The sequence below is a fragment of the Streptomyces sp. MUM 2J genome, from assembly GCF_022414535.1.
Taxonomy (GTDB): Bacteria; Actinomycetota; Actinomycetes; order Streptomycetales; family Streptomycetaceae; genus Streptomyces.
On sequence record NZ_JADWYM010000133.1, the window covers coordinates 1 to 306 of the forward strand.

Here is a 306-nt window from a genome sequence, read left to right on the forward strand (position 1 = left end):
GACCCCCACCACACCCAGGAGGCCACGGTCTCGTTGGACATGCCGCAACTCGGCCTGGACTGGCACGAGTCGGTGCCGGTGCGCGACGAGCTCACCGGCGAGACCTATCACTGGGGCAGGGCCAATTACGTGCGACTCGAACCGGGTGTGAGGCCCGCGCATGTCTTCACCGTCCTGCGACCGTCCAACCCGCAGATCGGAGGGTCACCCATACAATGATCGTCAACGAACCCGTTCCGGACACCTTCGAGGACACCCCGGTCAAGGACCGCGACCCCGACTGGTTCAAGCGCGCCGTCTTCTACG

General features: G+C 65.4%; 1 protein-coding gene. It reads left to right on the top strand.

The window, feature by feature from the left end:
• On the top strand, window positions 1-219 hold a 219-nt coding region (locus I3F54_RS31960), incomplete at its 5' end, for an alpha-amylase (protein WP_240122418.1).
• Between the last annotated feature and the right edge of the window lie 87 nt (window positions 220-306).